The sequence below is a fragment of the Gulosibacter sediminis genome (assembly GCF_023370115.1).
Classification (GTDB): domain Bacteria; phylum Actinomycetota; class Actinomycetes; order Actinomycetales; family Microbacteriaceae; genus Gulosibacter; species Gulosibacter sediminis_A.
The window spans coordinates 2,574,159-2,597,245 of sequence record NZ_CP097160.1 but is presented as its reverse complement, the minus strand read 5'-3'; the positions used below and the strand labels follow the sequence as shown (position 1 = coordinate 2,597,245).

General features: G+C 68.3%; 23 protein-coding genes. 16 read left to right on the top strand and 7 right to left on the bottom strand.

What is annotated here, in order from left to right:
• The first annotated feature begins 20 nt into the window (after window positions 1-20).
• Together M3M28_RS12000 and M3M28_RS12825 are read left to right on the top strand one after the other, a co-directional pair.
• Window positions 21-1,043, top strand: coding sequence for an LLM class flavin-dependent oxidoreductase (locus tag M3M28_RS12000; protein WP_249386684.1), 1,023 nt, complete (start codon window positions 21-23; stop codon window positions 1,041-1,043).
• 45 nt (window positions 1,044-1,088) lie between these two features.
• Complete coding sequence (locus M3M28_RS12825) at window positions 1,089-1,562, top strand: SRPBCC family protein (protein WP_431193849.1); 474 nt, start codon at window positions 1,089-1,091, stop codon at window positions 1,560-1,562.
• 91 nt (window positions 1,563-1,653) lie between these two features.
• On the opposite strand, the gene M3M28_RS11995 is transcribed toward M3M28_RS12825, so the two are convergent.
• Entirely contained in the window at window positions 1,654-1,830 is a 177-nt protein-coding gene (locus M3M28_RS11995) for a hypothetical protein (protein ID WP_249386683.1), read from the bottom strand.
• A 15-nt stretch (window positions 1,831-1,845) separates the two neighbouring features.
• Complete coding sequence (locus M3M28_RS11990) at window positions 1,846-2,463, bottom strand: FMN-binding negative transcriptional regulator (protein ID WP_249386682.1); 618 nt, start codon at window positions 2,461-2,463, stop codon at window positions 1,846-1,848.
• Between the two features lie 60 nt (window positions 2,464-2,523).
• On the opposite strand from M3M28_RS11990, the gene M3M28_RS11985 reads away from it, so the two are divergent.
• A complete protein-coding gene (locus tag M3M28_RS11985; RefSeq protein WP_249386681.1) occupies window positions 2,524-3,204 on the top strand; it encodes an SDR family NAD(P)-dependent oxidoreductase in 681 nt (226 codons plus the stop codon).
• 80 nt (window positions 3,205-3,284) lie between these two features.
• On the opposite strand, the gene M3M28_RS11980 is transcribed toward M3M28_RS11985, so the two are convergent.
• Entirely contained in the window at window positions 3,285-4,274 is a 990-nt protein-coding gene (locus tag M3M28_RS11980; RefSeq protein ID WP_249386680.1) for a GNAT family N-acetyltransferase, read from the bottom strand.
• An 18-nt stretch (window positions 4,275-4,292) separates the two neighbouring features.
• Window positions 4,293-4,850 (bottom strand): hypothetical protein, encoded by a 558-nt coding sequence (locus tag M3M28_RS11975; protein WP_249386679.1) that lies wholly within the window; start codon window positions 4,848-4,850, stop codon window positions 4,293-4,295.
• A gap of 111 nt (window positions 4,851-4,961) precedes the next feature.
• Here M3M28_RS11975 and M3M28_RS11970 point away from each other — a divergent pair, with 111 nt between their 5' ends.
• The 4 genes from M3M28_RS11970 (at window position 4,962) to M3M28_RS11955 (ending at window position 9,147) form a co-directional block, all read left to right on the top strand.
• On the top strand, window positions 4,962-5,204 hold the full coding sequence (locus M3M28_RS11970; protein WP_249386678.1) for a fatty acid desaturase family protein: 243 nt from the start codon (window positions 4,962-4,964) through the stop codon (window positions 5,202-5,204).
• A gap of 179 nt (window positions 5,205-5,383) precedes the next feature.
• Complete coding sequence (locus tag M3M28_RS11965) at window positions 5,384-6,745, top strand: gluconate:H+ symporter (RefSeq protein ID WP_249386677.1); 1,362 nt, start codon at window positions 5,384-5,386, stop codon at window positions 6,743-6,745.
• 62 nt (window positions 6,746-6,807) lie between these two features.
• Window positions 6,808-8,130: an enolase C-terminal domain-like protein gene (locus tag M3M28_RS11960; RefSeq protein ID WP_249386676.1), complete on the top strand. Its 1,323-nt coding sequence runs from the start codon at window positions 6,808-6,810 to the stop codon at window positions 8,128-8,130.
• Window positions 8,131-8,205: 75 nt separating this feature from the next.
• Window positions 8,206-9,147, top strand: a complete 942-nt coding sequence (locus M3M28_RS11955) for an AEC family transporter (RefSeq protein WP_249386675.1) — start codon at window positions 8,206-8,208, stop codon at window positions 9,145-9,147.
• A gap of 68 nt (window positions 9,148-9,215) precedes the next feature.
• Here the strand turns inward: M3M28_RS11955 and M3M28_RS11950 are convergent, their stop codons facing one another.
• Window positions 9,216-10,214, bottom strand: a complete 999-nt coding sequence (locus M3M28_RS11950) for a LacI family DNA-binding transcriptional regulator (protein WP_249386674.1) — start codon at window positions 10,212-10,214, stop codon at window positions 9,216-9,218.
• Between the two features lie 299 nt (window positions 10,215-10,513).
• Between M3M28_RS11950 and M3M28_RS11945 the strand changes: the two genes are divergently transcribed.
• The 9 genes from M3M28_RS11945 to M3M28_RS11905 all read left to right on the top strand — a co-directional run bounded on the left by M3M28_RS11945 (window position 10,514) and on the right by M3M28_RS11905 (window position 21,758).
• Window positions 10,514-12,022, top strand: a complete 1,509-nt coding sequence (locus M3M28_RS11945; RefSeq protein ID WP_249386673.1) for a sugar ABC transporter ATP-binding protein — start codon at window positions 10,514-10,516, stop codon at window positions 12,020-12,022.
• On the top strand, window positions 12,019-13,122 hold the full coding sequence (locus M3M28_RS11940; protein ID WP_249386672.1) for an ABC transporter permease: 1,104 nt from the start codon (window positions 12,019-12,021) through the stop codon (window positions 13,120-13,122). Before M3M28_RS11945 ends, M3M28_RS11940 begins: the two co-directional genes overlap by 4 nt.
• On the top strand, window positions 13,119-14,234 hold the full coding sequence (locus tag M3M28_RS11935; protein WP_249386671.1) for an ABC transporter permease: 1,116 nt from the start codon (window positions 13,119-13,121) through the stop codon (window positions 14,232-14,234). Before M3M28_RS11940 ends, M3M28_RS11935 begins: the two co-directional genes overlap by 4 nt.
• Window positions 14,235-14,260: 26 nt before the next feature.
• Complete coding sequence (rhaS, locus tag M3M28_RS11930; RefSeq protein ID WP_249386670.1) at window positions 14,261-15,307, top strand: rhamnose ABC transporter substrate-binding protein; 1,047 nt, start codon at window positions 14,261-14,263, stop codon at window positions 15,305-15,307.
• Between the two features lie 80 nt (window positions 15,308-15,387).
• Entirely contained in the window at window positions 15,388-15,786 is a 399-nt protein-coding gene (locus tag M3M28_RS11925) for an L-rhamnose mutarotase (protein ID WP_249386669.1), read from the top strand.
• Between the two features lie 2 nt (window positions 15,787-15,788).
• Window positions 15,789-16,958 (top strand): L-rhamnose isomerase, encoded by a 1,170-nt coding sequence (rhaI, locus tag M3M28_RS11920; RefSeq protein ID WP_249386668.1) that lies wholly within the window; start codon window positions 15,789-15,791, stop codon window positions 16,956-16,958.
• An 18-nt stretch (window positions 16,959-16,976) separates the two neighbouring features.
• Window positions 16,977-19,019, top strand: coding sequence for a bifunctional aldolase/short-chain dehydrogenase (locus M3M28_RS11915; RefSeq protein ID WP_249386667.1), 2,043 nt, complete (start codon window positions 16,977-16,979; stop codon window positions 19,017-19,019).
• An 8-nt stretch (window positions 19,020-19,027) separates the two neighbouring features.
• Window positions 19,028-20,473, top strand: coding sequence for a rhamnulokinase (locus M3M28_RS11910; protein WP_249386666.1), 1,446 nt, complete (start codon window positions 19,028-19,030; stop codon window positions 20,471-20,473).
• 25 nt (window positions 20,474-20,498) lie between these two features.
• Window positions 20,499-21,758 carry an alpha-hydroxy acid oxidase gene (locus M3M28_RS11905; protein WP_249386665.1) on the top strand — a complete coding sequence of 420 codons (1,260 nt, stop codon included), beginning with the start codon at window positions 20,499-20,501 and terminating at the stop codon, window positions 21,756-21,758.
• Window positions 21,759-21,922: 164 nt separating this feature from the next.
• On the opposite strand, the gene M3M28_RS11900 is transcribed toward M3M28_RS11905, so the two are convergent.
• Both M3M28_RS11900 and M3M28_RS11895 read right to left on the bottom strand, forming a co-directional pair.
• The gene (locus M3M28_RS11900) at window positions 21,923-22,486 is read right to left on the bottom strand and encodes a DJ-1/PfpI family protein (RefSeq protein WP_249386664.1); all 564 of its coding nucleotides are present in this window, start codon (window positions 22,484-22,486) and stop codon (window positions 21,923-21,925) included.
• 94 nt (window positions 22,487-22,580) lie between these two features.
• Window positions 22,581-23,084 (bottom strand): nuclear transport factor 2 family protein, encoded by a 504-nt coding sequence (locus tag M3M28_RS11895; RefSeq protein ID WP_249386663.1) that lies wholly within the window; start codon window positions 23,082-23,084, stop codon window positions 22,581-22,583.
• Window positions 23,085-23,087 lie beyond the last annotated feature (3 nt).

Sequence of the window (23,087 nt, the reverse complement as noted above, 5' to 3'; positions counted from 1 at the left end):
ACCAATGCGTTCTCATCAACATGGCAACCAAGATCGGCTTTCTCTCGTTCGGGCACTGGATGGACGTGCCCGGCTCGCAGGTGCGCACCGCGAGCGACGTCCTGCACCAGGCAATTGACCTCGCGGTCGGCGCAGAGGAGGTCGGCATCGACGGTGCCTACTTCCGCGTGCATCACTTCGCGCAGCAGCACTCGGCTCCGTTCCCGCTGCTCAGCGCGATCGGCGCGCGCACGTCGAAGATCGAGCTCGGCACGGGCGTCATCGACATGCGCTACGAGAACCCGCTCTACATGGCCGAGGATGCGGCGGTCGCCGACCTCATCGCCGACGGTCGCCTGCAGCTCGGCGTGAGCCGCGGCTCACCCGAGCCGGTCATCGCGGGCTACCGCGCGTTCGGGCACATCCCCGACGAAGGCGACACCGACGGTGCCGACATGGCCCGCCACGCCACCGACGTCTTCCTGCGCGCGATCGACGGCGCCGGCGTCGCAAACCCCGACCCGCGCCGCTCGCACTCGGTCGACGCGCAGCCGATCATGCCGCGGTCGCCAGGACTGCGCGACCGCATCTGGTGGGGCGCCGGCTCGCGCAAGACGGCCGTCTGGGCCGCCGAGCAGGGCCTCAACCTCATGTCCTCCACTCTGCTCACCGAAGACACCGGGGCTGAGATGGGGGATGCGCAGGCCGAGCAGATCCGCCAGTTCCGCGAGGCCTGGCGCGAGGCCGGGCATGCCCGCACCCCGCGCGTGAGCGTCTCGCGCAGCATCATCCCGATCATCGACGACGAGTCGCGCCGCTACTTCGGCGTGCGCGCGCAGGCCGAGTCGGTCGACCAGGTCGGCTACATCGACGTCGGTGAGATCGCCCGCTTCGGCCGCAGCTACATCGGGGAGCCGGATGCGCTGGTCGAGCAGCTGCGCCAGGACGCAGCCGTGCAGGAGGCCGACACGGTGCTCGTGACAGTGCCGAACGCGCTTGGCGTCGACTTCAACCTGCGCCAGCTCGACGTCATCTCGCGCGAGATACGCCCGGCACTCGGCTGATTCCCACGGAAACGGTGAAGCAGACCGATGCGATAGCGTAGTGAGATGCCGTTAGTTTCGACAGAGACCGACGAGTCAAAGTTGCATGTCGACTGGGTCATCGACGCTCCAGTCATCCGCGCATGGGAGACCCTGACCGCGCCGTCTCACATAGGAGAGTGGCTCGGGACGGTCGTCTCGGGCTCGATTTCTTCGGGGTCGTCGTTCGCGATCGACCATGGCGACGGCTACCTATGTGAGTCGACGGTTGTGAAGTGTGACGTCTTGAGTTCGTTGACCTATTCGTGGAAGTTCCCCGATGAGCCTCGCACCGATGTCGCGTGGAGCATGACTCCTCATGGCGACGGGACGAGGCTCACGTTGACCCACTCCGGTCTCACCGACCTCGTCAGTTCGTATCGCGACGGTTGGCTTGCGCACCTAACATTCCTCGAAGGGTCAGCGCTCGGGACACCCTTGCCTTGGTCGATGTTCTGGCCGATCCATGCAACGATCGTTCGTCTAAATTCGCTGGGCTGAGCCTCGACCCTGGTCGACCGCCGAACTCCGTCAACTCGCGTCGAGCCCTTGCCCTGCGAACTCGACGACGTCCCCCCCGCATGACCTCGTGTCAGCGATCGTCGAGGTCATCGTCTTCTCCGGCGACATCCGACCCGCGCGTGGCGACCAGCAGCTTGCCGCCGACGAGCACCGAGACGCCACCGAATATCGGCACTTCGCGCACCCCGCGCTCAGCGGTGAGGCGGGCGCGGATGCGCTCGAGGAGCGCGGTCTGCTCGGAAGTCACGATCCGCTCCCCGGCTCAGCCACGCGCATCGGGCTCCTCGCGCGCCTGCCGCATCTCGCGCGCGAGCCGCGGGTTGCGGGCATCCAGTTCGTTCGTGACGCGCTCGACGACGTGCTCGGCCTTGTTCTGGCTCAACTTGGCCCGCGCGTCGAAGCGGGTCACGCGCATCCGAAGGCCCGTCGTGCCCTTCGCCATGCGCCGCGTACCCTCGGGGTCGTCGGCGAGGCGGCGGCCCTGGGGGAAGTGCTGCTCGAAGTGGTCGGTGAGGTTCGAGAGCACCTCGTAGTTCTCCTCGTCGCTGAGGATCTCGGGCACGCCGTAGAGGTGGGCGGTGACGTGATTCCAGGTAGGCACCACCTGGCCCTCGTCGTACCAGCTGGGCGAGACGTAGTCGTGCGGGCCCTGAATGATCACGAGTAGTTCGTGCTCGCCGAGCTCGAGCGCCGCGTCGTCGGGGCGGCCGAAGTGCGAGAGGAGCACGATGTCGTCGGCCGATTCGTCGAGGATCACCGGGTAGTGCGAGGCGAGGAGACCGTTCGCGGTGTTCGACACAAACGTTGCCCACGGGTTCTCGCGGATGAGTCGCTTCACTTCGGCGGGGTCGGTGAGCAGGAAGTGCGGAGTGTGACGCATGCTGCGACCTTAGTTACGGCATCCGTGGTTTGGCTCACCGCGCTTCGTTACTGTGTGCCCATGGATCTGCAACTCACTGACCGCGTTGTGCTCGTCGTTGGCGGTAACGGCACCCTCGGCAGCGTTATCGTGCGCCGCCTCGAAGCCGAGGGGGCGACGGTCGTGTCGGCCTCGCGCAGCGGCGCCGGCGGGCTGACACTCGATGCGAGCGACGACGAGTCGGTGCGCGCGGGCTTCGCGTCGGTGCTCGCGGAGCACGGCCGGCTCGACGGCGTCGTGATTACCGCGGCGCCGCCCGCGAAGACGCTCGACGCGGCGCGGCACGCCGACCCGGATCAGGTGCGCGAGGCGATCGAGGGTAAGTCGCTCACGTTCCTGCGCGTGGCGAACGCGGCGCTCGAGGTGATGGGCGAGGCGGGCTACGGCCGCATCGTCGGCATTTCGGGGCAGAACGCGCGCCTCACCGGCAACGTCAGCGCGGCCGTGCGCAACGCCGCGCTCAACGTCGCGGCGAAGACGCTCGCCGACTCGGTCGCGGGCAGCGGCATCACGGTGAACACGGTGAACCCCGGCAACGTTGTCGCCGAGCCGGACCCCGAGATCGGTGCCGGCAAGCCGGGACAGAGCACGCCCGGCGACACCGCGAACCTGGTGGCGTTCTTGGTTTCGCCGCTCACGGGTGGCATCTCGGGCGAGGCGATCGCCCTCGGCCACCGCGTGCGCGGCGTCGCCGACCTGTAGTTCGCGACCCGGCGCATCCGTGCCCGTGCGGTTTTCTAGAGGGGATGCGGTTGTAAGTGCATCGATCGTAGAACACTGCGTCAGTGGGTGGCAGCGGCGGCGGCAGACTCAACGAGGGTGCGGAGGCGGGCGAGGTCGGCCGCGACGGCCGCGCAGTCGCGGTCGAACTCGGCGAGGGTCATGTCGCGCTGGCGCACCGTGAACACGAGCTCGGCGCCGACCGGATGCTCGAGCACGCGCACCGGGTTGAGCACGGCCTCGCCGCTTGGCAGGGTCACGACGTGGTCGAGCACGCCGAGATCGTTCGTGCCGACGAACTCGACGGTCACCTCGCCCATGGGGGAATCGACGACGAGCTGCTCGCCGCGGCGGCGCACCGGCGCCTGCGCGAGCCCGGCCGCCCAGCGCGGCAGATTGTCGGGGTCGGATGCGAAGCTCCAGACCGCGCGCGGGCTCGCGTGTACGATCTCGCTGAGGTGCCGGCTCTCGCGGCGGCCGGCGACCGGGCCGCCGAGCGAACGCCAGGAGCCGAGCGGCGCATCCGCCACCACCTGCTCCTCGGTCTCGATGCCGCAATCGACAAAGCCTCGCGCCCGATAATTTGCGAGCGCCGCCGGCCCGTCGAGCGAGCAGGTGTGCACCCAGACCCGTGTCACGGCCGGCAGATCGAAGCGTTCACCCAGCGTCCACGCCGCCGCAACGGCGTGCTCGAGCAGCAGCCCACCGAGCCCGCGACCGATCGCACCCTCGGCGAGGCCAAAGTACCGCACCTCGACCTGCGCATCCGCCCCGCGGGGCTGCGGCTGCAGGTGCACATACCCGAGCGGCTGGCCGTCGCCGACGAGCACCAAGAACTCGGTGCCCGGCACCGCGAGCTCCTCTGCCCACTGTTCGCGCGTCCAACCAAGCCGGTCGGTCCAGTGCCACGGCCCGCCCACCAGGCCATACAAGTACCGCGCGAACTCGGGCGACACCTCAACAGCCCGGTCGATGCGCACGTCGGCTGGCACGACGCGTGGCACCGCAGCCGGTGGCGCGAGCATTTCGAGGGACGTGATCGTGACCTGCATGAGAAGACCGCTATCGAATCACGGGCGCAGGAAGCTCACGCCGGGCTCGTCGTCGCCGTCGTAGTCAAGCAACTCGTCGAACGCCTCGGGGTTGTCCTCGAGGTAGTCCTCGGCCGACGCGAGCGACGGCGAGACCACGACGACCGAGTAGTCGGTGAGCCAGATGCGGGTACCGTCCTCGTGCATCCAGAACAGGCCCAGCTCGCCGTCGAAGGTCGTGCCCTCGACTGCGACCGTGTCGAACTCGTCGTCAAACACCGCGGCGAGCTCGTCGAAGCGAATCGAGATGGGGTGGTCGTCGTCAATCTCCTCCGGCAGATCTTCCTGCCAGTCGGTGTGGTCGAGCGACACCGAGTCGGTCTGCGCGTCGTCGCCGAGGATCTGCGCGACGGCACCCGACGGGGTCACCATCTCGTCCTCCTCGGCGCCACCGCGCCAGCCGAGCTGCTCGCGCAGCACTCGACGAGTCTGAATCTCTGAGTTGCGCCAGTCGAAGTCGGCGCACAGGCGCACGAACTCGAGCAGCTCCTGATCGGCGGCGGCCGACAGCGCGCCGGCGACGGTGGGTTCAGTCATTGGGGGGTCCTTCCTGAGCCTTGCGCCAATCCTATTGGGCGCAGGTGTCCGCGGGCCGCGCGTCGGCACCGCCGCCTGCCCAGCTACCAGCCCCGATATGGTGGCACCACCATGTCGCGGCACCCGCGCCTCTTTAACTACCCGGTGCCGGTCACCAATGAGAATGTCGCGCGGCTCTACCGCGAGGGCGAACGGATGCTCGTCTGGCTGCTCGTGCCGCTGCAGTTCATCTTCTTCGCGGTGCTTCAGGCCGTGCTGCTCAACGGCGCCGTCACCTGGCTGCTCTGGGTTGGGCTCGCGGGCCTACTCGCCGTCGTCCTCGCGGGCGTCGTGCAAATGTCGCGCGACGCGTAGCCGCGCAAAGTGCACCGTTTCGGCCATCGATACTCTCCCGGCATGAATACATGCATTTCGAGTCTTGGACGGAAATGATTCCGCGGTCTTACTGTGAGCGAAGTCGTTTTTCGACACCGTGGCAACGATTGCCACAGCCCCGCAAAATAAGCCCCGTACCGCACCGATGGAGATGCGACTTGCCCCTAGTAATCGTTGGAATCGCAGTCTTGCTGCTGCTCGTGTTGATGATGAAGTTCAAGCTGAACGGCTTCATCGCACTCATGATCGTCGCCGTGCTCGTCGCCCTCTGGGGCGTCGCGACCGGCAACTTGATGGCCGATGGCGAGCCGCTTGGGCTCGGCGATATCCCCGGCCTGCTGGAAGACGGTCTCGGCAGTCAGCTCGGTGGCACCGCCATCGTGATCGGCCTCGGCGCGATGATCGGTCGCGTCATGGGCGACGCGGGTGCGGCACAGCGCATCGCCATGGCGATTCTCAACGCGTTCGGCCCGAAGGGCGTGCAGTGGGCGATGGTCATCTCGTCGATGCTCATCGGTGTGACCATGTTCTACGAGGTCGCGTTCGTCATCGTCGTGCCCGTCGCCTTCACGCTCGCCCGCGCGACCAAGGTGAACCTGCTCTGGGTCGGTCTGCCGATGTCGATCTCGCTGTCGACGATGCACTCGTTCCTGCCCCCGCACCCCGGCCCGACCGCGGTCGCCGGCATGTACGACGCCTCCGTCGGCCTCACCCTCGCCTACGGCCTGCTCATCGCAATTCCCGCTGGTGTGCTCGTCGCCATGGTGTGGCCGCGCCTGCCGTTCGTGCGCAAGATCAACCCGTCGATCCCCGAGGGCCTCGTCTCCGACAAGGAGTTCACCGACGAAGAGCTGCCCTCGCGCTGGGCCTCGTTCGCCGTCGCGATCTTCCCGATCATCCTCATCGCCGGCTCCGAGGTCATCGTCATGACCGAACCGAGCTCCGAGGCACTCGTCAGCACGCTCAAGTTCATCGGTTCGACGCCGATCGCCCTGCTCATCACGCTGCTCCTCGCGATCATCGTCTTCGGCCCGTTGAACGGCCGCTCGCTCAAGGACGTCGCGACCTCGATGGCCTCGGCGGCCAAGGCGATGGCGATGATCCTTCTCGTCATCGGTGCCGGTGGCGCGTTCAAGGAGGTGCTCACTTCGGCGGGCATCTCGGACTACATCGCCGACACGGCCGGTGGTTGGGACCTCAACCCGCTCATCCTCGCCTGGCTCATCGCGGCCATCCTCCGCATCGCGCTCGGCTCGGCCACGGTGGCCGTGTCGACCGCGGCCGGCATCGCCGCGCCCCTCGTGGCGGTCAGCGGTGTCTCGCCAGAACTCATGGTGCTCGCCACCGCCTGCGGTTCGATTGCGTTCAGCCACGTGAACGACCCTGGGTTCTGGATGTTCAAGGAATACTTCAACCTCAGCGTGAGCGACGCCATCAAGGTGCGCACCACGTACACGACGACGCTTGCCGTGCTCGGCATCATCGGCGTGCTTATCCTCAGCACCTTCATCACGGCGTAACCAACCCCGCGGCTGCGCCCGGCCGAACCTCGTGCGCGCCAGATTTCAAAGGAGAATCCCCCATGAGCAATGTGACGATCGACAAGGTCGAGGTTGTGCCGGTTGCCGGCCACGACTCGATGCTGCTGAACCTTTCCGGCGCGCACGGCCCGTTCTTCACCCGCAACGTCGTGATCGTGACCGACTCCGACGGTCGCGAGGGCCTCGGCGAGGTGCCGGGCGGCGAGCCGATTCGCAAGACGATCGAGGAGGCGGGGGCTGAGCTCATCGGCAAGCCGGTCGCGCAGTTCCGCACCCTGCTGCGCGAGGTCGGCGAGCGCTTCTCCGACCGCGACGCGGGCGGCCGCGGCCTGCAGACCTTCGATCTGCGCACCACGGTGCACGCCGTCACTGGCCTCGAGTCGGCCCTGCTCGACGTGCACGCGCAGTTCCTCGGCATCACCGTCGCCGAGCTGCTCGGCGGCCAGCACCGCTCGAGCGTGCCGATGCTCGGCTACCTCTTCTACGTCGCCGACCCCGACCGCACCGACCTCGGCTACCTGCGCGAGCAAGATGCGAGCGACGAGTGGTTCCGCCTGCGCCGCGAAGAGGCGATGGACCCGGACGGCATCGTCGCCCTCGCGAAGGCGGCGGCGAACCGCTACGGCTTCAAGGACTTCAAGCTCAAGGGCGGCGTGCTCGACGGCAACTCGGAGGCCGACGCGGTCACCGCGCTCAAGGAGGCGTTCCCCGACGCCCGCATCACGCTCGACCCGAACGGCGGCTGGCTGCTCGACGACGCCGTCAAGCTCGCCGACCGCCTGCGCCCCGTGCTCGCATACGCCGAAGACCCGGTCGGGGCCGAGGGCCGCTTCTCGGGCCGCGAGGTGATGTCGGAGTTCAAGCGCCGCACCGGCCTGCGCACCGCGACGAACATGATCGCGACCGACTGGCGCGAGATGTCGCACGCCGTGCGCACCAACGCCGTCGACATCCCGCTCGCCGACCCGCACTTCTGGACGATGGCGGGCTCGACCCGTGTCGCGCAGCTCTGCCACGACTTCGACCTCACGTGGGGTTCGCACTCGAACAACCACTTCGACATCTCGCTCGCGATGTTCACCCAGGTCGGCGCCGCGGCGCCCGGCGAGATCACCGCGCTCGACACGCACTGGATCTGGCAGGACGGCCAGGGCCTGACGAAGCAGCCGCTCGAGATTCGCGGCGGCGAGATCGCCGTGCCGAACAAGGCCGGCCTCGGCATCGAGCTCGACCGTGACCGCCTGCAGGAGGCGCACGAGCTCTACGTGCAGCACGGCCTCGGCTCGCGCGACGACGCGATCGGCATGCAGTACCTTATCGAGGGCTGGTCGTTCGACCCGAAGAGCCCCTGCCTCGTGCGCTAGCACCGGCAAGCAGTGCGACCGCGAAGGCGGCCCGAACCTCGGGCCGCCTTCGCCTGATTTACGGGAGGAGACACCGTGGAAGGCGTCCTGATGGGCTTCGGCGTGGTGCTCGTGCTCATCGTCATCGGCATCATCGTGCGGCTCTCGCTGCCAAAACAGGTCAGTACGAAGATCCAAGAGGGGCTCTCGCCGACGATCTATTACGTCTCGAACCCGATCCTCATGGTCGTGCTGCTCGCCGAGACCGACCTACGTCAGGTCGTCGGGGTGTTCGTGCCGGTCGCGCTCATCAGCGCCTTCGCCGGCGCGGGGCTGTTCTTCCTTATCTCCCGCTTCGTGCTGCGCCGCAAGGTGGTCGAGGCGGTGCCCGCGTCGATGGCCTCGGCCTACGCGAATGCCGGCAATATTGGTCTGCCGATCGCGCTGTTCTCGGTGTCGAGCGCCGTGCCGGCGATCTCGGTGCTCGCGTCGCAGCTGCTCATCATCGCGCCGGTCTACCTCACGATCTTCTCGTTCATTTCGCGCAGCGCGCAGCCGGGCGACACCTCGACGGGCAAGCTCATCCTGAAGTCCGTCGCGAACCCGGTGACGATCGGCGCGCTCATCGGCGCCGTACCTTCGCTCTCGCAATGGCAGGTGCCCGCGGTGATCTGGGAGCCGCTCGACATGCTGGGTCACGCATCCGTGCCTCTGTTGCTCATGATGTTCGGCATGAGCCTGATCGGGCAGACGCCGTTCCGCACGCGCGAGATTCTCGCGGATGTGGTGCTCGGCACGCTCGTGAAGCTCGCGGTGCTGCCGGTGGTCGCCTGGGCCGTCGGTCACTTCGTCTTCGGTCTCGAGGGCATTGATCTCTTTGGCGTCGTCGTGATGGCGGCGCTGCCGACGGCCCAGAACGTGTTCCTGTTCTCGACGCAGTTCAAGCTGCCCACGCTCGCGGTACGCGACATCACCTTCGCGACCTCGCTGCTCGCGTTCCCAGCGATTCTCGTGATCGGGCTGTTGCTCGCGCCTTAGCAGGGATGCGCGGGGCAGGAATGGGCGGGGCCGGGATGCGCTGAACCACCCCGGGATGCGCGGGCGGGCTACGCGGTGTCGCGGATGACGAGCTCGGGCTGGAACACGACGCGGTCGTGCGTGCCCGTGGGGTTGTCGGCGATCTCGACGAGCAGGTCGACCGCCGTCGCGCCGATGACCTCGGCGGGCTGGCGCACCGAGGTGAGCGGAATCACCGTCGAGGCCGCGAAGTCGATGTCGTCGTAGCCGACGAGCGCGATGTCGTCGGGAATCGCGAGCTTGCCGATCATCACGAACGCCTGCAGCAGGCCCACGGCGAGCAGGTCGTTCGCCGAGAACACGCCGTCGGGGCGCGTTGCCTCGGTGCGCTCGCAGATCATCCGGCCGATGTCGCGCCCCGCGTCGACCGTGAGGCCGGGGGTGCCGAGGAACTCGACGGTCGCACCGGTGACCTCGGCGGCGGCCTTCTGTGCGCCTTCGAGGCGGTCGGCGACCTGGCGAATCGAGAGCGGCCCGCCGACGAACGCGATGTGGCGCCGGCCCGAGTCGAGCAGGTGCTTCGTCGCGAGGTAGCCGCCCGCGACGTCGTCGACCGAGACCGACGGGAACGAGAGGTCGCGCGACTCGCGGTCGACGAGCACGACGGGCGTGCCGTTGTCGCGCACGCGGTGGAGGCGCTCCATGCCGCCGGGGGTCGGGGTGATGAGCAGGCCGCGCACCCGCTGCTCCTCGAAGCGGTCGATGTGCGTGAGCTCGCGGTAGGTGCGGTCGTCGCTGTTCGTCACCATGAGGTTGAGCCCGTGCTCCTCGCCGCGCAGCTCGGCACCGCGCGCAACCTCGGTAAAGAAGGGGTTGCGCAGGTCGAGCACGACGAGGCCGACGGTGTCGCTGCGGCCGGCGCGAAGCTGCCGGGCGGCGTCGTTGCGCACGTAGCCGAGGCGCAGGATGTGCGATTGCACGCGCTCGACGAGCTTCGGCGAGACCCGCTCGGGGTGGTTGAGCACGTTCGAGACGGTGCCCATGCTCACGCCAGCGGCGGTTGCGATGTCGCGCATGTTCACGCCCATGAGTGCCTCCGCTTCTCAGTCCGCGCCGGATTCGGTGTGTGCTCCGAGCTGGGATTCGCCGATGAACCGCCAGTCTTGAACGCCTTGAACTCTTTGAACCGAATCATATCCAAGTTGGCCCGAATCCAAAATGAATGAGTTGCTTGACATGCGGGCGGCGGTGTCATAAATTCAAAGCAATTGGTTGGAACGTTTCAAGAACGAGCAAAGCGGCTCCTGAAACTTCCGCCCGCGTTCGGTGCCCGCCGACCGCATCCCACCCCTATGGCGTGAGCCTCGCAACGATGAGAGGACGGAGCATGTCCGCCCCTGCAGTCCTAGAACTCCGCGACGTGCGAAAGACCTTCGGGTCGGTCGTCGCGCTGCGTTCGGGCACCATCAAGGTCGACCGCGGGTCAATCCACGCGCTCGTCGGCGAGAACGGTGCCGGTAAGTCCACCCTCGTGAAGATCGTCGCCGGCCTCTACCAGCGCGACTCGGGCACGCTGCGCCTCGACGGCGAAGACGTCGACTTCAGCTCGACGGCGCAGTCGAAGGACGCCGGCATCGCGGTCATCTACCAGGAGCCGACGCTGTTCCCCGACCTCTCGGTCACCGAGAACATCTTCATGGGCCGCCAGCCCGTTGGCCGCTTCGGCCGCATCGACTCGCGCGAGATGCGCCACGAGGTCGAGCGCCTCTTCACCCGCCTCGGCGTGAAGATCGACCCGGACCGCCCCGCCGAGGGCCTCTCCATCGCCGACCAGCAGGTCATCGAGATCGCGAAGGCCGTGTCGCTCGACGCGAAGCTGCTGATCATGGACGAGCCCACCGCGGCGCTCTCGGGCGTCGAGGTCGACCGCCTGTTCACGATCGCCCGCGCCCTGCGCGACGAGGGTCGCGGCCTCATCTTCATCTCGCACCGCTTCGAAGAGGTCTTCGCGCTCTGCGACCAGATCACCGTGATGCGCGACGGCGCCTACATCGAGACGGTGGCGACCGCCGACGCGACGGTCGACCAGATCGTGAAGCGCATGGTCGGCCGCGACGTCACCGAGCTGTTCCCGAAGCAGCCCGCCGAGGTCGGCGAGGTGCTGCTCGAGGTCGACGGCCTCACGCAGCCCGGTGTGTTCAGCGACATTTCGTTCCAGGTACGCCGCGGCGAGATCGTCGCGCTCGCGGGCCTCGTCGGCGCCGGCCGCAGCGAGGTTGCCCGCGCCGTGTTCGGCGTCGACCCCTACCGCACCGGCTCGGTGCGCTTCGAGGGGAAGACCCTACCGAAGAGCTCGCCCGCGGCTGCCATGCGCGCCGGCATCGCCCTCGTGCCCGAGGACCGCCGCTACCAGGGCCTCGTGATCGACGACACGGTCGGCCGCAACGTCACGCTCGCGCTGCGCAACCGCCTCGCGAAGTGGGGCCTCATCACCACCGGCATCGAGAACCGCGCCGCCGCCATCTGGGCGAGCCGCCTCGAGGTCAAGACGAACGCGCTCGACACGGTCGCCTCGACCCTCTCGGGCGGTAACCAGCAGAAGGTCGTGCTCGCGAAGTGGCTCTCGCGCAACCCCGACCTGCTCATCATCGACGAGCCCACCCGCGGCATCGACGTCGGCACGAAGTCCGAAGTGCACCGCTTGCTCTCTGAGCTCGCGGGGCAGGGGATGGCCGTGCTCATGATCTCGTCCGAGCTGCCGGAGGTGCTCGGCATGGCCGACCGCGTGCTCGTCATGCGCGAGGGCCGGCTCACCGGCGAACTCGAGCGCGAGGACGCGACGCAGGAATCGGTGATGCACCTTGCCACCCACGATGCCAAGGAGCCCGCGGCATGAGTAATCTTCCCGGGCTGAAGCCCGTCGCCACCACCGCGATCCCGACCTCTCGGGTGAGCCGACGCATCTCGTTCATGGGCCGCGTGCGCGAGCTGAGCATCCTGCTCGCCCTGCTCATCGTCATCGTCGCCGCGACCGCGAAGAACCCAAACTTCACCTTCTCTGCCGACGGCTGGCGCGACCTGTTCCTCACCCCGTCGATCCTCGTGCTCGTCGCGGTCGGCCAGGGCATCGTGCTCATCACCCGCAACGTCGACCTCTCGGTCGGCTCAGTCATGGGCCTGTCGGCCTACCTCACCGGCCGCCTGTTCATCGACCTGCCAGGCATCCCGATGCTGCTCGTCATCGTGCTCGTCGTCATCTTCGGCGGCGTGCTCGGCCTCATTAGCGGCGCGCTCGTCGCGTTCGCCCGGGTGCCGGCCATGGTAATCACGCTCGGCATGCTCTACGCCTACCGCGGCATCAACGTGCTCTGGGCAGGCAGCGACCGCATCAACGCGAGCGACCTGCCGCGCGACTTCCTCGCGCTCGGCACGGGCCAGGTGCTCTCGATACCGATCCTCGCGATCATCGCCTTCATCGTGCTGTTCGGCGCGGCCTGGATCATCAAGAACACCCGCGGCGGCCGCGAGTACTACGCCATCGGCTCCGACCCCGCCGCCGCCGAGCTCTACGGCCTCAAGACCACGCGCCGCGTGCTCACCGCCTTCGTGCTCTCGGGCGCGCTCGCGGGCCTGGCCGGCGTGTTCTACGCGGCCCGCTACGGCACCGTGAACTCGCAGGCCGGTTCGGGCTGGGAGCTCGACGCGGTCGGCGCGGCCGTCATCGGCGGCGTCGCGATTACCGGTGGCGTCGGCACCCTCTGGGGCGCCGCGATCGGCGGGATGCTGCTCGCCACCATCAACCGCGCCCTCCCGGTGCTCGGCATTCCCGACTTCTGGCAGCGCTTCGTCGTCGGCCTGCTCATCCTCGGCGCCATCGTGCTCGACCGCGCGGTCGCGCTGCGCCAGAAACGACGACTCATCGAATCTCGCGGCCGGGAGGATGCGCCACCCCCGCCCGGAGTGCCCGACTCAGAGACGGCCAGGAGCAACGCATGACCACCACCGACACCACCCGCGAACCGACGCCCGCCGAGGCAGCCGTCGGCGCCCCCGCCCGCGTGATCGCGCCCTTCGGCCGCCCCGCGTGGAAGCGTCTCCTGATCAGCCGTGAGATGGCGATCGTGCTGCTGCTCGCCGTCGTTGCGCTCGTCGCGATGACCGCCGTGCGCGGCTTCGCTCAGCCGATCACGCTCACCTACCTGCTCATGGACATCGCGCCGATTCTGCTCATTGCGTTGCCGATGACGCTCGTGATGATCACGGGCGAGATCGACCTGTCGGTCGGTTCGATGGTCGGCCTCTCGTCGGTCGTCACGGGCGTGCTCGTGCAGGCCGGCGTCGGCTTCGGCGTGGCGGCAACCATCGCCCTGCTCGTTGGTGTGCTCGGCGGCGCGGTGAACGGCTTCCTCGTCACCGTGGTCGGCCTGCCCTCGCTCGCCGTCACGATCGGCACCATGGCGCTCTTCCGCGGCCTCGCGGTCGGCCTGCTCGGCACCGCCGCCGTCACAAGCTTCCCCGCGGAGTGGACGGCGCTCGCCCAGGCGAAGATCTCGGGCACGCCGCTGCCCTACATCATGCTGCCCTTCGTGATTCTGCTCGCCGTCTTCGTCGTGCTGTTGCACTTCTCGACCTTCGGCCGCGGCGTCTACGCCATCGGCCTCGCCTCCGACGCGGCGCGCTTCTCGGGCGTGCGGGTCGAGCGCACGAAGTTCCTGCTGTTCGTGCTCGCGGGAGTCGTCTCGGCCTTCGCCGGCATCTTCTTCACGCTGCGCTACGGCTCGGCCCGCGGCGACAACGCGACCGGGCTCGAGCTGCAGGTGATCGCGGCGGTCGTGCTCGGCGGCGTCTCGGTCTTCGGCGGCCGCGGCAAGATCTACGGCGTCGTCGCCGCCGCCCTGCTCATCGGCACCCTGTCGAGCGCCCTGCGCCTCGCGAACGTGACGAGCGATGTCATCAACATCATCACCGGTGTGCTGCTCGTGCTCTCGGTGGTGCTCGCGAGCGTCATCGACTGGGTGCAGCTGCGCCGCGCCCGCCTCGCCGCAGCGAAGGCCGCCCGAGTCGGCACCAAGACCACCCCCAGCCCCACGACCTCATCGCCGAACTAGGCACCCACCCAACGAAAGGCAACACAATGAAGTTTGCTGGAAAGCGTCGTATTGGCGCACTGATTGCGGCCGCCGCGGCCGTCTCAATTGCCCTCGCAGGCTGCGCCGACACCGGCAGCGGCTCGACCGGCTCGACGGATGCTGCAGCCGAAGGCTCTGGCGACCTGTCGGTCACCTTCGTGCCGAAGAACCTCGGTAACCCCTACTTCGACGCCTCGTCGACCGGTGGTAAGGCTGCCGTCGAGGAGTTCGGCGGCACCTTCAACGAGGTCGGCCCGGCTGAGGCCACCCCCGACGGTCAGGTGAGCTACATCAACACGCTCACCCAGCAGCAGGTGGGCTCGATCGTGATCTCGGCGAACGACCCGAGCGCGATCTGCTCGGCCCTCGAAGAGGCGAAGAGCTCGGGTGTCAAGGTCGTCACCTTCGACTCCGACACCGACCCCGAGTGCCGCGACGTGTTCGTGAACCAGGCTGACGCCGAGGGCATCGCGAAGACGCAGATCGACCTCATCGCCGACCAGATCGGTGGCGAGGGCCAGATTGCGATCCTCTCGGCCTCGGCGAACGCGACGAACCAGAACGCCTGGATCGAGCTCATGGAGGCATACCTCGAGTCGGACTACCCCGACATCGAGCTCGTTGAGGTCGTCTACGGTGACGACGACGACCAGACCTCGTTCGACAAGACCTCGTCGCTGCTCCAGACCTACCCCGACCTCAAGGGCATCGTCTCGCCGACCACCGTGGGTATCGCCGCGGCGGCCCGCTACGTCGACACCTCGGAGTACAAGGGCCAGGTTGCGATCACCGGTCTCGGCACGCCGAACCAGATGCGCGAGTACGTCGAGAGCGGCACCGTTGAGGCGTTCGCCCTCTGGAACCCCGAAGACCTCGGCTACCTCGCGGCCTACACCGCGCAGGCGCTGATCGACGGCACCATCACCGGCGCCGAGGGTGACACCTTCGAGGCCGGCAAGCTCGGCGAGTACACGGTCGGCGCCGACGGCACCGTCCTGCTCGGCGACCCGTTCGTCTTCAACAAGGACAACATCAGCGACTTCGACTTCTAGTCGCCACCGGACGCCCGCTCTGCCGCAGCCGACACGCTCGGCCGAGCGGGCGCATCCGCCCCACCACTTGAATCGAATCAATGCCGCGTAGCGGCGAGAGCGAGACCAGCCGGATGCCCGAGCTTCAGCCCCAGCGCGTGTGCTTCACCCTGCGCATCCGCCCCGACAAACTCGACGAGTACCTGCGGCGCCACACCCCCGTACGTGCCGAGATGCTCGAGGAGATCGCGCGCTCCGGACGCCGCAACTACTCGCTCTTCCTCGCGGGCGACGGCCTGCTCGTCGGCTACTACGAGACCGACGACGACGAAGCCGCCCGCAACTACCTCGCTGCGAGCGAGGTCGCCACCGCCTGGGAGGCCGACATGGCCGAGTTCTTCGACCACGTCGACGGCCGCGCCGACCAGACCCCACCACTCACCGAAATCTTCAACCTCGGGGACCAACTGCAGGCCACCCGCACGCAGACAGGAATCTGACCATGACCCGCACCCTTTCGCAGCAGCAGCTCGACACCCTCGGGCAGCTCGTCATCGAACTGCCCTCGTGGGCGTTCGGCAACTCGGGCACGCGCTTCAAGGTGTTTGGCACGCCCGGCACCCCGCGCGACCCGTTCGAGAAGATCGCCGATGCCGCGCAGGTGAGCAAGTACACCGGCCTCGGCCAGGTCGTGGCGCTCCACTACCCGTGGGACAAGGTTGACGACTACGGCACCCTCCTCGAGCACGCGCAGGAGCACGGCGTCGGGCTCGGCACCGTCAACTCGAACACCTTCCAGGACGACGACTTCAAGTTCGGCAGCCTCACCCACGAAGACTCGAAGCTGCGCCAGAAAGCGATCGATCACCACTTCGAGTGCATCGACATCATGAACGTCACGGGCTCGCGCGACCTCAAGATCTGGCTCGCCGATGGCTCGAACTACCCGGGCCAGGCCGATATGCGCGGCCGGCAGGACCGCCTGCAGGACTCGCTGCAGCAGATCTACGCGCGCCTCAGCGACGCACAGCGCCTCGTGCTCGAGTACAAGTTCTTCGAGCCGGCGTTCTATCACACCGACGTGCCCGACTGGGGCACGAGCTACGCCCAGGTCTCGGCGCTCGGCGACAAGGCCGTGGTCTGCCTCGACACTGGCCACCACGCGCCCGGCACGAACATCGAGTTCATCGTGATGCAGCTGCTGCGCCTCGGCAAGCTCGGCTCGTTTGACTTCAACTCGCGCTTCTACGCCGACGACGACCTCATCGTCGGCGCGGCCGACCCGTACCAGCTGTTCCGCATCCTTACCGAGGTGATCCGCGGCGGCGGCTGGAACAACCCGAACCTCGCCTTCATGCTCGACCAATGCCACAACGTCGAAGACAAGATCCCCGGCCAGATTCGCTCGGTGCTCAACGTGCAGGAGATGGCGGCCCGCGCGCTCCTGCTCGACCGAGATGCGCTCGGCGAGGCCCAGCGCTCGGGCGACGTGCTCGAGGCGAACGAAATCTTCATGGACGCCTACCAAATCGATGTCCGTGAGCAGCTCGCCGCCTGGCGCGAGTCGCGCGGCTTCGCCGCCAATCCGATGCGCGCCTACGCCGCGTCGGGCTACCAGCAGCAGATCGCTCAGGAACGCGTCGGGGGCCAGCAGGCCTCCTGGGGCGCGTAGAAAGCAGACGACACTCGCATGACCACCACGAATCCGGCCGTCGCCGATCTTCTCTCCCGCAGCAACCGACTCGGCGCCGACCCGCGCAACACGAACTACGCCGGCGGCAACACCTCGGCCAAGGGCAGCGACACCGACCCGGTGACCGGGGATGCGGTTGAGCTGCTCTGGGTGAAGGGCTCGGGCGGCGACCTGGGCACCCTCACCGAGCCCGGCCTCGCCGTGCTCCGGCTCGACCGGGTGCGCGCCCTGCGCGACGTCTACCCCGGCGTCGAGCGCGAGGACGAGATGGTCGCCGCGTTCGACTTCTGCCTGCACGGCAAGGGCGGTGCCGCGCCGTCGATCGACACCGCGATGCACGCGCTCGTTGACGCCGCGCACGTCGACCACCTCCACCCCGACTCGGGCATCGCCATCGCGACCGCCGCCGACGGCGAGGCCCTCACCGCGAAGATCTTCGGCGAGCGCGTCGTCTGGGTGCCCTGGCGCCGCCCCGGCTTCCAGCTCGGCCTCGACATCGCCGCGATCAAGGAAGCCAACCCCGAGGCGATCGGCTGCATCCTCGGCGGCCACGGCATCACCGCGTGGGGCGACACCTCGGCCGAGGCCGAGGAACACTCGCTCTGGATCATCCGCACCGCCGAGGAGTACATCGCCGCGAACGGCGCGGCCGAGCCCTTCGGCGCCGTCGTGCCCGGCTACGAGCCGCTGCCCGAGGCCGAGCGTCGTGCGCGGGCCGCCGCGCTCGCGGGCGTGATTCGCGGCATCGCCTCGGCCGACAAGCCGATGGTGGGCCACTACACCGACTCCGAGGAGGTGCTCGACTTCCTCCAGCGCGAGCAGCTCGCGCCCCTCGCCGAGCTCGGCACGAGCTGCCCCGACCACTTCCTGCGCACCAAGGTGAAGCCGCTCGTGCTCGACCTGCCGGCCACCGCATCCGTCGAAGAGCAGACCGCGCGCCTGCGCGAGCTGCACGAGGCCTACCGCGCCGACTACGCCGCCTACTACGAGCGCTACGCCGACGAGACGTCGCCCGCCATGCGCGGGGCCGACCCGCTCATCGTGCTCGTGCCGGGCGTCGGCATGTTCTCGTACGGCGCCGACAAGCAGACGGCGCGCGTCGCCGGCGAGTTCTACGTCAACGCGATCAACGTGATGCGCGGCGCCGAGGCGCTGTCGAGTTACCAGCCGATCGACGAGTCCGAGAAGTTCCGCATCGAGTACTGGGCCCTCGAGGAGGCGAAGCTGCAGCGTCGGCCGAAGCCGCGCTCGCACCAGGGCCGCATCGCCCTCGTCACCGGCGCCGCCTCGGGCATCGGCAAGGCCGTCGCGACCCGCCTCGCCCGTGAGGGCGCCTGCGTCGTCATCGCCGACCTCGACCTCGAGAAGGCGCAGGCCACCGCGGCCGAGCTCGGATCGAGCGACGTCGCGATCGGCGTGGCCGCCGACGTCTCGAGCGAGGCGGCCGTGCAGGCCGCGGTCGACGAGGCGGTGCTCGCGTTCGGCGGCCTCGACCTCATCGTGAACAACGCCGGCCTCTCGCTGTCGAAGCCGCTGCTCGAGACCACCGAGCGCGACTGGGACCTCCAGCACAACGTCATGGCGAAGGGCTCGTTCCTCGTCTCGAAGGCGGCGGCGCGGGTGCTCATCGACCAGCAGCTCGGCGGCGACATCGTCTACATCGCCTCGAAGAACTCGGTGTTCGCGGGTCCGAACAACATCGCCTACTCGGCGACGAAGGCCGACCAGGCGCACCAGGTGCGACTGCTCGCGGTTGAGCTCGGCGAGCACGGCGTGCGCGTCAACGGCATCAACCCCGACGGCGTCGTGCGCGGCTCGGGCATCTTCGCCGGCGGCTGGGGCGCGCAACGCGCCGCGACCTACGGCGTGAAGGAGGAAGACCTCGGCCAGTTCTACGCGAACCGCACGATCCTCAAGCGCGAGGTCGTGCCCGAGAACATCGCCGACGCCGTCTACGTGCTCACGGGCCCCGAGCTCTCGCGCACCACCGGCGTGCACCTGCCCGTCGACTCCGGCGTCGCCGCCGCGTTCCTGCGATAGGCGCGGCGATGAGCGCACACGTCGCCGCGGTTGACCTCGGCGCCACCAGCGGCCGGGTCATCCTCGGCGAAGTGGGGCCCGGCGAGCTGCGGATGCACACGGTCGCCCGATTCCCGAACACCCCCGTCGAGCTGCCCGATGGGCTGCACTGGAACATCGTCGAGCTCTACCGCAGCATCCTCGACGGCCTGCGCGACGCGGGCCGCGAGGCGCAGCGCCGCTCGGGCGCCCAGCTGCAGTCGATCGGCATTGACTCGTGGGCCGTCGACTATGCGCTGCTGCGCCGCGGCAGCATGCTCGGCGTGCCGTTCCACTACCGGGATGCGCGGGGCGCGCGGGCGGCCGAGCTCGCCCACAAGCGCATTCCCTTCGCCGAGCTGTACGCCCGCAACGGCCTGCAGTACCTGCCCTTCAACACGGTGTACCAGTACGTCGCGGAGGTGCTTGACGAGACGCGGATCGCGCAGGCCGACCGGGCACTGCTCATCCCCGACCTGCTCGGATACTGGCTCACGGGCGCCGAGGTGGCCGAGCGCACGAACGCCTCGACGACCGGGCTGCTCTCGCTCGCGGGGGAGTGGGACTTCGACCTCGCGCAGCAGCTCGGGATTCCCACCGAGATTCTGCCGCAGCTCGTCGACCCCGGCACCGAAATCGGCACGCTGCGCGAGCGCGTCGGCGAGGCCACCGGTCTCGACACGCGCGTGCCGGTGCTCGCGGTCGGTTCACACGACACCGCCTCGGCGGTCGTCGGTATTCCGATGACCGACCCCGACGTCGCATTCATCAGTTGCGGCACCTGGGGCCTCGTTGGCGTCGAGCTCGAAGCGCCCGTCGTCACCGAAGCGTCGCGCGCCGCGAACTTCACGAACGAGCGCGGCGTTGATGGCCGCACCCGGTTCCTCCACAACGTGATGGGGCTCTGGGTGCTTTCCGAGACGATTCGCGGTTGGGAGCGCGTCGACGGCGAGTCGATCGATCTCGGTGAGCTGCTCGCCGCGGCCGCCGACGTGGGCACGCCGCAGCCCGTGTTCGACGTGAACGACCCCGTGTTTGCCCCGCCGGGTGACATGCACGCGCGCATCGCCGACTGGCTCGCGGGCCACGGCCTCGCGGTGCCGAGCGGGCGCGCGGAGCTCGTGCGGAGTATCCTTGAGTCGCTCGCCGCGGCGTTCGCGGATGCGGTGCACCGCGCCGCCGAACTGTCGGGCAAGCGGGTGGGCGCGATCCACCTCGTCGGGGGTGGCTCGCTCAACACCCTGCTCTGCCAACTCACGGCCGACCGTGCTCTACTTAGGGTTGTCGCCGGGCCGGTCGAGGCGACCGCGCTCGGCAACCTCGTTGTGCAGGCGCGGGCCCTTGGCGCCGTGCGTGGCGACCTGGAAGCCCTGCGAGCGCTGATTGCGCAGACCGTTGACCTGCGCCGCTTCACTCCGCGGGTGTCGAGCAACTAGAACTACTGAACAAGAGGACGAAGATATGGTGCAGCGTCAGGTTCCAAAGCCGTCGGAGATTTTCGAGTATCTGCATTTGCAGAAGCCTGATTTCAACCTCAAGCGCCGTCGACTGTCGCAAGCGTTGACGATCGCCGACCTGCGCAAGATCGCGAAGCGCCGCACGCCCGCCGCCGCGTTCGACTACACCGACGGTGCGGCCGACGACGAGATCTCGATGCGTCGCGCACGCCAGGCGTTCCGTGACGTCGAATTCCACCCCGACATCCTCCGCCCGGCACCCGAAGTTGACCCTTCGGTGGAGATTCTCGGCGGGCGCAGCGCTCTGCCGTTCGGCATTGCGCCCACCGGGTTCACGCGCCTCATGCAGACCGAGGGCGAGACCGCCGGCGCCGGCGCTGCCGCGGCCGCGGGCATCCCTTTCTCGCTCTCGACGCTCGGCACGACGTCGATCGAGGACGTCAAGGCGGCGAACCCGACCGGTCGCAACTGGTTCCAGCTCTACGTCATGCGCCAACGCGAGATCTCGTACGGCCTCGTCGAGCGCGCTGCGAAGGCCGGCTTCGACACACTCATGTTCACGGTTGACACCCCGATCGCGGGCAACCGCATGCGCGACTCGCGCAACGGCTTCTCGATTCCGCCGCAGCTGTCGGTGAAGACGATCGTCGACGCGATTCCGCGCCCGTGGTGGTGGTGGGACTTCCTCACCACCCCGAAGCTCGAGTTCGCCTCACTCTCGACGACCGGCGGCACCGTCGGCGAGCTGCTCAACTATGCGATGGACCCGACGATCTCGGACGACGACCTCACGATCATCCGCGAGATGTGGCCGGGCAAGCTCGTCGTGAAGGGCGTGCAGAACGTGCCCGACGCGGTGCGGCTCATCGATAAGGGTGTCGACGGCATCATCCTGTCGAACCACGGCGGCCGTCAGCTCGACCGCGCGCCGATCCCGTTCCGTCTGCTGCCCGAGGTCGTGCGCGAGGTCGGCGCCGACGCCACCGTCATGCTCGACACCGGCATCATGCACGGCGCCGACATCGTCGCCTCGATGGCGCTCGGCGCGAAGTTCACGCTCGTTGGCCGCGCCTACCTCTACGGCCTCATGGCCGGCGGGCGCGAGGGCGTCGACCGCATGATTGAGATCCTCGGCTCGCAGGTGAAGCGCACCATGGCGCTGCTTGGCGTCGCGACCGTCGAGGAACTCGAGCCGCGCCACGTGACGCAGCTCGAGCGCCTCACCCCGGTGCGTTCGGCCGGGGCCGAGTCGATCGTTCGCTAAGCAGCGGCGCGCGCTCGCAGTGGCGCTGTCAGCGACACGGCGCGAGTGGAAGTGGCGCTGTCAGCGACGCTGTGCGAACCGCAGGGGCGCGCTCAGCGACAACTGGCGCGATGGTGACTGCGCCAGTTGTCGCTGAACGCGCCACTGCTTGCGGCGGCGCGTCGCTAGGCGAGGGGTGCGCGCTCGCGCAGCAGCTTGATGAAGGCGCCGAACCAGGGGCCGTTGTCGTTCCACGCGCGCGAGGTGACGAGGTTGCCGTCGACGACCGCCTGACCGCCCTCGTAGGTGGCGCCACCCGACTCGATGTCGGGTGCGACCTCGGGGAAGCCCGACGAGGTGCGGCCCGAGAGCACACCCGACTTCGCGAGGATCAGCGGGCCGTGGCAGGTCGACGCGACCGGCGCATCCGCCCCGAAGAAGTGCTGCACGATGCGCTGCACGTCGGTGTTGTTGCGCAGGTACTCGGGCGCGCGGCCGCCCGGAATCACGAGCGCGACGTAGTCGTCGGGGTTGACGTCAGCGACCGCGATGTCGGCGTCCCAACCGTGCCCCGGCTTCTCGGTGAAGGTGAAATACCCGGGCTCGAAGTCGTGCACCACGAACTGCAGGCGCTTCTTTTCGAGCGAGGCGATGACCGGCTCGTAGCCCTCCTCGCGCAGGCGCTCGTAGGGGTAGAACACTTCGAGGGTCTCGGAAAAATCGCCGGCGAGGATCAGGACTTTCGACATGGTTGCTCCTTTGCGCGGGCCGGTGATTCCGGCCACGACAGCAGTGTGCTGCGGCAAGCTTCAGGATGCGTGAAAGCACCGCCGCACGCCGGGGCTAGGCGGTCTTGTACCAGCTCGAGGCGAGGGTGTAGCGGATGTTCTCGACGTCGGCCGCGTCGTAGGGCAGGTACTCGATGACGCGGTTCTTCAGCGCGAGCTCGCGACGCGCGATGCGCCAGCCGGCGTTGGTGCGCACGAGGTCGTCGACGTAGATGCCGCCGGCGCGGATGTGCTTGAACGTCTCGGGGTCGTCGGTGGTCTGCAGCGTGACCCAGAGCACTTCGGTGACGGTGTGTGCGGTGTCGCCGTCGATCTCGAAGCGGGTGTTGCCGTTGACGTGCTGCCCCGAGAGGCGGGTCGAGTCGTTCTGCCCGCTCAGCGCATCCTGCAGCGACTGCGGCGTGTAGTGGGTGTCGCGATCGATGAGCACAATGTCGGCGTCGGGCGTGAAGGCGTCGGCGAGGATGCCCCACTCGCGCTGGTCGAGCGCGTGCGAGTAGGCGTTGATCGCGTCGAGAATCTCGGCGCGGTCGAGGAGGTCCTGAGCGGTGAGCGGCATGAG